This is a genomic window from Halanaerobium sp. (genome assembly GCF_003070835.1).
On record NZ_QBLR01000413.1, the window covers coordinates 1 to 2,472 of the forward strand.

The 2,472-nt window shown below is 33.7% G+C and carries 4 protein-coding genes; all 4 read left to right on the forward strand.

Going from position 1 to position 2,472, the window contains the following annotated elements:
* Positions 1–110: 110 nt before the first annotated feature.
* The 4 genes from CI949_RS19815 (at position 111) to CI949_RS19830 (ending at position 2,181) form a co-directional block, all read left to right on the forward strand.
* Entirely contained in the window at positions 111–413 is a 303-nt protein-coding gene (locus CI949_RS19815) for a Dabb family protein (protein ID WP_290769638.1), read from the forward strand.
* A 106-nt stretch (positions 414–519) separates the two neighbouring features.
* Positions 520–894, forward strand: a complete 375-nt coding sequence (locus CI949_RS19820) for a DUF2007 domain-containing protein (RefSeq protein ID WP_108139422.1) — start codon at positions 520–522, stop codon at positions 892–894.
* 35 nt (positions 895–929) lie between these two features.
* The gene (locus CI949_RS19825) at positions 930–1,763 is read left to right on the forward strand and encodes an SDR family NAD(P)-dependent oxidoreductase (protein ID WP_290769642.1); all 834 of its coding nucleotides are present in this window, start codon (positions 930–932) and stop codon (positions 1,761–1,763) included.
* Positions 1,764–1,788: 25 nt separating this feature from the next.
* Entirely contained in the window at positions 1,789–2,181 is a 393-nt protein-coding gene (locus tag CI949_RS19830; RefSeq protein WP_290769644.1) for a hypothetical protein, read from the forward strand.
* The last annotated feature ends 291 nt before the right edge of the window (positions 2,182–2,472 follow it).

Genomic DNA, 2,472 nt, shown 5'->3' on the forward strand with positions numbered 1-2,472 from the left:
CGCTAGCTAGGTCTTGAAAGGAGTGGGAATTGGCTCCGTTTTATTAGATTTTTTATATTTTATTTAATTTTTTTATTATAAGATTATAAAATACATGGAGGTAATTAAAAATGATTAAACATGTTGTGATGTGGGAATTCAAGGATCAGGCTGCAGGAAATACTAAAGAAGAGAATATTGAATTAGCAGCAGAGAAGCTGTGCTCACTTAAAGATTTAGTTGAGCAGATTAAGTTTTTAGAAGTAGGTAAGAATATCAATCAGAGTGGGGCGGCTTATGAGCTGGTTTTAATTACTGAATTTGAAAGTTCTGCTGATCTTGATCAGTATCAAATTCATCCAGAACACGAAAAGGTTAAAACTTTTATAGGAGAAGTAGCTGCTAAAAGAGTTTTAGTTGATTATGAAAAATAATTACCTGCAGTAGGCTGGACATATTATTTTTTTCCTAAAACTGAAGAATAATCTTAATATTAGAAGTTAGTTTTAAAATAAACGGCTGTCAATAAGGAGCAGAAAAATGACTGATTTTAAACTGCAGCATTTAATTACAACTGGTGCCAGAGAAGCAGAAATGATAGAAGCGCTGCTCAATGACAATAATATAGAAGTAATTGTTCGTCATGATGAATTTGGCGGTTACAGCATGATCTATATGGGTTATTCTGCCTATAACATTGAGCTTTATGTTGCAGAAAAAGATTATGAGCAGGCCAGAGAACTCCTAAAAGATTTAAATTTAGATGCTGAAGCTGAAAGTACAGAAATAGAACAGGAGACAGAAGAAATAAAGAGCAGTGATCAGACTAAAAGTTTTTCTTTTTATCTGGCTCAGATCGCAAAAATAATAATAATTTTCTATCTGCTTTTAAATCTATTTACTCTAATTTTCTAATATGATTTTGGGTAGACAACTGGAGGTGTTTTCTGATGAAAACTATTTTAATCACCGGTTCAACTGATGGCATTGGCAGAGAAACTGCAAAAGAGCTGGCTGATAAAGGCCAGAGAATTATTATCCACGGCCGCAGTCAGAATAAGGCTCAAGAGGTTAAAGAAGAGCTGGATTCAATTAATCCTGAAGCAGAGCACAAAATTGTTATTGCTGATCTTAATTCTCAGCAGCAGGTTTTAGATTTAAGTAATCAGTTAAAAGATGAGGAAGCTAAAATTGATGTTTTGATCAATAATGCAGGGATTTATCAAAACTCACTTGAATTTAGTGAAGATCAGATAGAAAAAAATATCGCTGTTAACTATCATTCCCACTTTATTTTAACTCTGCTGCTGATTCCGCTTTTAGAAGAGTCAACAGATCCAAGAATAATTAATTTTTCTTCCATGGTTCATGCTCACAATTTAAATGTTGATAATATCTGGGATCCAATTAACTTTAACGGCAGCCAGGCTTATTCGGATTCTAAGCTGGCAATGATTTTATTTACTTTTAAATTGGATAAAATATTAGATAATATAACTGTTAACTGTCTTCATCCGGGAGTGATTAACACCAAGCTGCTGCGGCAGGGCTGGGGAGCAGGAGGTTCTTCTGTAGAAAAAGGAGCAGAAACTCCAGTCTATCTTGCTTTATCAGATGAAGTTAGAAGAGAAAGCGGCAGCTATTATGTAAAAAAAAGAAAAAAGAAGCCCACATCAGCTGCTTTAAGGCAGGAACTGCAGGATCAGCTCTGGAATAAAAGTATTGAGATGATCAAGTATCAGGAAATATTAAATAAGATTCCTGATCACTTTTTAGAAGTATAAACTTAAAAAGAAAAGAGTGATAGATATGTTTTACTTATTATTAATAGTTACATTTCTGGTGGCCCTTTTGGTCTGCTATATTGTCAGCAGATTGTTCAATGATTCGATTTACAAAATCTTAAACTTAATTGTGCCGGAGGCTATCAATCAGGCCTGGCTTAAATATATTAAGTTTGCAATCTATGTTGTCGGTATTTCCGGAGGTGTTAGAGTCTGGGACTTAGAAAAATATATTACTTCTAGATATGATAATAGAGAAATCGTTGAGCTGACAGCTGAGCGCTGGACCTTAGAAATTTACAGAACTTTGATAGGCTCTCTGCAGAGCATTGCTACAGTCTTACTTATCTTTTTTATCTTTACTTTAATTGCCTATGTTGTTTTAAGAATCTTTTCTGCCAGAAATGAAAAAAGCTAATTTTTTTCTTCCAAATAAGTAATTAAGAGATTAGAAAGCGGCATCAGCAGCGGGAAAAAGGCATAGGGAAAATATTCTATTGTACTGACTCCTAAGACTGCTGTCATCATTAGGGCATTAACATTCCAGTAATACGGTAAGATGTCAAGAGAAAAAAAGAAAATAATTTAATTTATTTGGTTGAAAATAGTTAAATTAGGCATAGTTCTATCCGCCTAGCCTGAATAGTAATTTTTATCAATTCAGCCCATGACTAAATAATAGTTCTGATAGAAAATAAAGTAAACAGAC

What these genes read in the sequence shown, in the direction of transcription:
- CI949_RS19820 (WP_108139422.1), top strand. Translation starts at nt 520, where the DNA reads ATGACTGATTTTAAACTGCAGCATTTAATTACAACTGGTGCCAGAGAA.
- CI949_RS19830 (WP_290769644.1), top strand. Translation starts at nt 1,789, where the DNA reads ATGTTTTACTTATTATTAATAGTTACATTTCTGGTGGCCCTTTTGGTC.
- CI949_RS19815 (WP_290769638.1), top strand. Translation starts at nt 111, where the DNA reads ATGATTAAACATGTTGTGATGTGGGAATTCAAGGATCAGGCTGCAGGA.
- CI949_RS19825 (WP_290769642.1), top strand. Translation starts at nt 930, where the DNA reads ATGAAAACTATTTTAATCACCGGTTCAACTGATGGCATTGGCAGAGAA.